Annotated in this window: 4 protein-coding genes; all 4 read left to right on the top strand. The window is 38.2% G+C overall.

All coding sequences use genetic code 11. The features are described from left to right. Positions 1-683 precede the first annotated feature (683 nt). Positions 684-3,686 carry a type I restriction endonuclease subunit R gene (locus VIP81_RS31155; RefSeq protein WP_331971272.1) on the top strand — a complete coding sequence of 1,001 codons (3,003 nt, stop codon included), beginning with the start codon at positions 684-686 and terminating at the stop codon, positions 3,684-3,686. Next, positions 3,679-4,968: a restriction endonuclease subunit S gene (locus VIP81_RS31150; protein WP_331971267.1), complete on the top strand. Its 1,290-nt coding sequence runs from the start codon at positions 3,679-3,681 to the stop codon at positions 4,966-4,968. Before VIP81_RS31155 ends, VIP81_RS31150 begins: the two co-directional genes overlap by 8 nt. A gap of 3 nt (positions 4,969-4,971) precedes the next feature. After that, on the top strand, positions 4,972-6,042 hold the full coding sequence (locus VIP81_RS31145) for an AAA family ATPase (RefSeq protein ID WP_331971263.1): 1,071 nt from the start codon (positions 4,972-4,974) through the stop codon (positions 6,040-6,042). Between the two features lie 2 nt (positions 6,043-6,044). Beyond that, positions 6,045-7,098 (top strand): N-6 DNA methylase (locus VIP81_RS31140; protein ID WP_331971260.1); only part of this gene is annotated, 1,054 nt, incomplete at its 3' end.

Genomic DNA, 7,098 nt, shown 5'->3' with positions numbered 1-7,098 from the left:
ACACTTTTAATGTATGGGTCTTGGGTTCGAGTCCCAAGGGGATCACTGGAAGGCTTCAAAACAGGTTTGTTTTGAAGCCTTTTTTGATTCGGTATTTAATCCTGATTTATTGTTTTTAAGATTGATATTGGTGCGGGTATTATTAGGTTGATGTAAGTTCAAATCATTATTTTGTTAGTCTGTTGGTTCGTTTGCAGTCAGGATTTGGTCAATTAATAAATTCTACCGGAAAGTTTAATGAATTCAACAACTTGATCTGTTATATTGACTATTCGGATACATTTTAGATTAATTGCGGGTTGCTACTATGTTAGGTGACTAAAAGAACGCAAAGTCGACCCTTCGTATTTTTTAATTTCTTTTGTGTTCCGCACTGTGAAGCAAGTTTGTTTTTCTCCACCAGCACGGGGCTTTCTTCCCGAGATAATACCATGTATATTTCCAATATTAATCCGTGTATTTTTATTATATTCGACGGGATAAACTATAGCTATGCTTTTAATGAACCGAATTAAAGAAGTGCTGAAGGAAAGGCACCTCACAGACCTGGGGCTGGAGAAAAATTAAAGCAAGCTATTAGTTAACACATGCGCTTGTAATACCAGACAGGCGAGCATTAAGGATTTGTATCGAATTGCAGAAATTCTGAACGTTAATGCCAGGGACTTATAGATAGAATTATAATGAGCAAAGAATACGAAATAGAGAATAACCTGATCAGGCAACTCACGGATCTTAAGTATACTCATCGAGATGATATCGTCGATAGAAAAACGCTTGAGCAAAACTTTAGAACTAAATTTGAAGCGCTCAATCGTGTTCGGCTTTCAGAGAATGAATTTTTAAGGCTGAGAGAGGAGATTATTCATCCAGACGTTTTTGTTGCTTCTAAATCATTGCGGGAGAAACAGTATTTCCAGCGCGAAGATGGAACCCCGTTGCATTATACTTTGGTGAATAACAAAGAATGGTGCAAGAATGATTTTGAAGTCATCAGTCAATTGCGCATTAATACGGAGAACAGCTACCAACGCTACGACATCATTTTGCTGATTAATGGCTTGCCAATGGTACAAATCGAACTGAAAAAGGGAGATATATCACACCGCAAGGCCATGCAGCAGATTGTGGATTATAAAAACGAGCCAGGCAATGGTTATGGCAATTCGCTGCTTTGCTTTATGCAGTTGTTTATTGTAAGCAACGTGAGTCGCACACTCTATTTTGCGAACAACAAAAATCAGCACTTTGCTTTCAATGCAGATGAACAATTTTTGCCGGTCTATGAATTAGCAGATATAGCGAATAAAAAGATAAATAATCTTTACGATTTTACCGATAAGTTTCTGTCCAAGTGTACACTGGGAGAAATGATCAGTAAATACATGGTACTGGTAGAAAGCGAACAGAAATTGCTCGTCATGCGACCCTATCAAATTTATGCGGTAAAAGCTATCGTAGATTGTATTAACGACAACAGGGGAAATGGATACATCTGGCACACCACGGGAAGCGGTAAAACCCTGACCTCTTTCAAAGCGTCTACCATACTGAAAGATAATCCGAATATTGAAAAATGCCTGTTTGTGGTGGACAGAAAAGATCTTGACCGGCAAACCCGCGAAGAGTTCAATAAGTTTCAGGAAGGTAGTGTGGAAGAGAATACCAATACCGAAACGCTGGTAAGGCGTTTACTTTCTGCCGACTATACCGACAAAGTAATTGTTACTACCATTCAAAAACTAGGATTGGCACTTGATGAAACCAATAAAAAAAACTACAAGGAACGTTTAGAACCACTGAGTAAAAAACGTGTGGTTTTCATCTTTGATGAGTGTCACCGTTCCCAGTTTGGCGACAATCACAAAGCGATCAAGGAGTTTTTCCCAAATGCGCAATTATTCGGTTTCACCGGTACGCCCATCTTTGATGAAAATGCTAACTACAATGTACGCGAAGGCGAATACGCTTCTTACAAAACTACGAAGGATATCTTTGAAAAGCAGTTGCCCACCTATACCATTACTCATGCTATAGATGATAAGAATGTGCTGCGTTTTCACATTGATTATTTTAAAGGCAAAGGCAATATACATCCAAAGCCAGGCGAAGCCATTGCACAGCAGGCGGTGGTAGAAGCCATTTTGGACAAGCACAATGCCGCCACTAATTCCAGGCGTTTCAATGCTTTGTTGGCCACAGCCTCTATTAATAACGCTATTGAATACTATCAGCTATTTAAAGAAGTACAAAAGAAAAAATTAGCAGAGAATCCTGATTATACTCCTTTGAATATTGCTTGCGTTTTTTCTCCTCCAGCTCAATTGATTGCCAAAGAGGGTGATCAGCAAAGTCAGAAAAATGCGGCTGACATTAAGCAACTTCAGGAAGATCTTACCCAGGAAAAAGAAGATAATAAGCAAAACCCGGAGGAGAAGAAAAAAGCATTGACGGAAATTATTGCTGACTACAATAAGCAATTTGGCGGCGAGCATTCTATCAACGAATTTGATATATATTATCAGGATATACAAAGACGCATCAAAGACCAAAAATACAGCAACACGGACTACCCGCACGAAAACAAGATTGACATCACCATTGTAGTGGATATGCTACTTACGGGTTTTGATTCCAAATACCTGAATACCTTGTACGTGGACAAAAACCTGAAATACCATGGATTGATCCAGGCATTTTCCCGCACCAATCGTGTACTCAATGACACCAAACCTTACGGTAATATTTTAGATTTCCGTTCACAACAGGATGCCGTGAACCAGGCCATTGCACTATTCTCGGGTGAAGACAATGGAAAAGCAAGGGAGATTTGGCTGGTGGATCCTGCGCCTGTGGTAATTGATAAGTTCAAGGCGGCGGTAGAAAAATTGGGCAATTTTATGGAGGAACACGGTCTGGTCAATGAAGCGCCAGAAGTGTACAATCTGAAAGGGGACGCAGCAAGATTAGCCTTCGTGAAGAATTTTAAAGAAGTACAGCGGCTTAAAACTCAGCTGGACCAATACACAGATTTGGACGAAACACAAATGGCAAAAATTGAAGCCATTTTGCCCAAAGGTATTTTGCAGGGCTTCAGAAGCTCCTATATCGAAACTGCCAAACAATTAAGGGAAATACAACAAAAAGAAGGCGAAAACGCGCCACCAGAAATTCAACAACTGGATTTCGAATTTGTGCTATTTGCCTCTGCAGTGATTGATTATGACTACATCATGAACCTGATTGCGGATAATACGCAAAAGAAGCCGGCTAAGCAGAAAATGACTAAGATGCAGGTGATTAGCCTCTTGAAATCCAACTCCAATTTAATGGACGAGGAAGAGGATTTGACGGAGTATATCAGAAGCCTGGACTGGAACAGCGGGCAAAACGTGGAAAGCTTACGCAATGGGTACGATCAATTTAAAGAGGATAAATACAACAAAGAACTGGCTGCTATTGCGCAGCGACATGATTTGCAAGCGTCGGAATTGAAAAACTTTGTGGATAAGATTATGAGCCGGATGATTTTTGACGGAGAAGAATTGACAGACCTGTTGGAACCTTTGGGCCTTAGCTGGAAAGAACGCAGGGTAATAGAACTGGCCTTAATGAATGATCTAGTACCTCAATTAAAAAAATTAGCCCAAGGGCGTGAAATTTCTGGATTAGCTGCTTATGAATAAGGATAAAAAATTGGTACCGAAATTAAGGTTTCCTGAGTTTGTGAAGGATGGGGAATGGGAGGAGAAAAAGTTGGGAGATTATTTGTTCCAAAATCCCGAATATGGGATTAATGCACCTGGCGTTCCTTATTCTAATCAGCTACCGACTTACCTAAGAATAACTGATATTTCGGAAGATGGACGTTTTCTTGCAAACGGAAAAGTGTCAGTTGATAGCGATGTTACAGAAAACAACTATTTATGCGACGGTGATATTGTATTGGCAAGAACTGGTGCAAGTGTTGGCAAATCATATAAATATAGAAGTGAAGATGGAAGGCTTGTTTTTGCAGGTTTTCTTATTAGAGTGAAAACGAACAATTTTAAATTGAATTCAGATTTTTTATTCCAATTTCTTTCAACTGATCAATATTGGAAATGGGTCAGTTTTATATCTGCCAGAAGTGGTCAACCTGGTATAAATGGAACTGAATATTCATCAATGCCAATTAGGTTACCACAAACCATTAACGAGCAACAAAAAATAGCTTCCTGCCTTTCCTCCTTAGATGAAGTAATTGCTGCCCACCGCGAAAAGCTCGACTTGCTCAAAGACCATAAAAAAGGCCTGATGCAAAATCTTTTTCCGCAAGAGGGCGAGAAGGTGCCGAAGTATCGTTTCCCGGAGTTTGTGAAGGATGGGGAATGGGAGGTGAAGAAAATAGGAGATTATATTGATCTGCTTTCAGGAATTGCCCTTAGAAGTGAAGAACTTAGTGATGATAAAATTGGAACACCTATTCTAAGAGGTATTAACATTACAGAGGGATATATTAGACATTCAGAGGATATTGATAAGTATTTCTTGGGGAATTTAGAAAATCTAGGAAAGTATTTAATAAAGGAGGATGATATCGTGATTGGAATGGATGGTTCTAAGGTTGGCAAAAATGTAGCTCTTATAAATAAAGATGATGAAAATTCAATTTTAATACAAAGGGTTGCGCGAATCAGACCAAATGAAAGATCTGATATTAAATATATTTATCAGTATTTCTTGTCAGATAAATTTAGAACATACGTTGATACAGTTAATACAAGTTCAGGTATCCCTCATATAAGTGCGCAACAAATCAAAGATTTTAAAGTCGGCTTCCCTCCAAAACTTAAAGAACAACAAAAAATCGCCTCCTGCCTTTCGGCTTTAGATGCATTAATCACCGCACAAGCAGAGAAAATAGAACAATTGAAGCAGCATAAAAAAGGATTAATGCAAGGTTTATTCCCTAAAATGAATGATTAGCGAATGAAAAATATATCAGATATAGCAACTCAATTATACGAATTGCCGCAAAAACTTTGCTTAATTTATGCATTTAATACAACAGGGAAAACAAAGTTATCTGTTTCCTTTAAAGATTTATCAAAAGCGAAAAACGGCGGGAAACATTCAGGTGTTTACTATAATGCTTATAGCGAAGATCTATTTGTATGGGACAATGATGAAAAAAGCAATAATGAAAATATAAAGCTTGATGTAGTTATTAGCTCGTTGAATCAGTTTCATTCTCTATTGTTGGATACGGATATTCTAAACGAAAAACTTTCCCTGTATCATCCCCGATATAAATTCAAACTCAATCTATTTGAAGATGGTGACAGGGAGAAGGGAATAAAGTCAATCACATTTTTTATAGATGAAGAACTAGAAACGCCAATTAAGATATCAAGAGGTGAAGAGAGGATATTTGTTTGGTGCTTTTTCCTGGCCCTATTTGAAACGGAGGCGTGGACAGGTGTTCTGGATGCACATTTCTTTATTGATGATCCTGTTTCAAGTTTGGATGAACATAATATTTTTGTCACTGCAGAATCAATTACTCAATTGATTGATGACACTTACCCCAGAAAGAAAATAATCTTAACTACTCATCATATTGGCTTGTTTTCAATTCTCGCAGACCGGCTGAAAAAAGGTCAGAAAAGTGATAAGTACAAAAATGATACATCCGTTTTCTTACTTGAAAATAAACAAGATGAGTTAAAGCTAAACAGTCCAAATGGTCCTTTTCTATTTCACCTTCATCTACTTAAGACGTTAGATGAAGCAACCAAAACGGAGTTGTTTTCCTATCATTTCGTGCTTTTGAGACAATTGCTTGAAAATATTTCATCTTTTTTAGGTAAAGGCGGAATTGGTTATACGTTAAGCCAGATCGAACTTGGCGAAGATCCAAACACTGTTGCAGAAAGAATTCATTCACTATCACATAAGGATTCATTTAGAACGCAATCCAATAGGATGTCTCCGACAGAAGAACAATTGTTTAAAGATATTTTAGAGAAAATTGTTCTCAAGTATAAATTCAAATTTTGACAATGACGCAGAGAGAGCAGCAGCAACAGCAACTAGGCAAAACCCTTTGGGATATAGCAGACACCTTAAGAGGAGCAATGAATGCGGATGATTTCCGTGATTATATGCTTTCGTTCCTATTCTTGCGGTATCTGTCCTTTAATTACGAAGAGGCGGCAAAGAAAGAATTGGGGAAAGACTATCCAGACAAGGATCCAATGGATGTTAAGGTCAAAACACCTTTGGAAATCTGGTATAAAGCAAACAGCGACGATGTGGTCGATTTTGAAAAACAGATGCGAAAAAAAGTGCATTATGTTATCAAGCCGTCGTATCTATGGGGGAATATTATAGAATTAGCGAGAACGCAACATCCTGATTTGTTAGTAACACTCGAAGAAGGATTTCGATACATTGAAAACGAATCATTTGACAGTACTTTTCAAGGCTTGTTTTCGGAGATAAACCTGAACTCAGAAAAATTAGGTAAAACTTCGCATGACAGAAATAAAAAACTCTGTGTTATCATTCAAAAGATTGCTGATGGAATTGCAGAATTTTCTACCGAGTCTGATACTATCGGGGATGCATATGAGTATTTAATAGGCAAATTTGCTGCAGGTTCAGGGCAAAAAGCTGGCGAGTTTTATACGCCACAGCAAATCTCTACCATTCTCTCGGAAGTTGTAGCTTTAGACAGCCAGGATCCAGCCAATGGTAAAAGAAAGAAGTTCAATAAAGTGTTGGATTTTGCCTGTGGTTCCGGCTCATTGTTATTGAATGTGAGAACGCAGGTCAAAGACAATGGCGGAAACATTGGTAAAATATACGGACAGGAAAAGAATATTACTACCTACAACCTTGCCCGAATGAACATGCTTTTGCATGGAATGAAGGATACTGAGTTTGAGATATTTCATGGTGACACCTTAGAAAATCATTGGCCTTTGCTCAATGAAATGAATCCAAGCAAAAAAGTAGAGTTTGATGCCATAGTAGCCAACCCACCATTTAGTTTACGTTGGGAACCAAATGATACTTTAGCAGAAGATTTCCGATTCAAGAGTTACGGTTTAG

The sequence above is a fragment of the Chitinophaga sp. genome, from assembly GCF_036566945.1.
In the GTDB taxonomy this organism is placed as follows: Bacteria; Bacteroidota; Bacteroidia; order Chitinophagales; family Chitinophagaceae; genus Chitinophaga.
The sequence above is the reverse complement of the archived record's forward strand: the minus strand, read 5'-3'. Positions and strand labels throughout refer to the sequence as shown.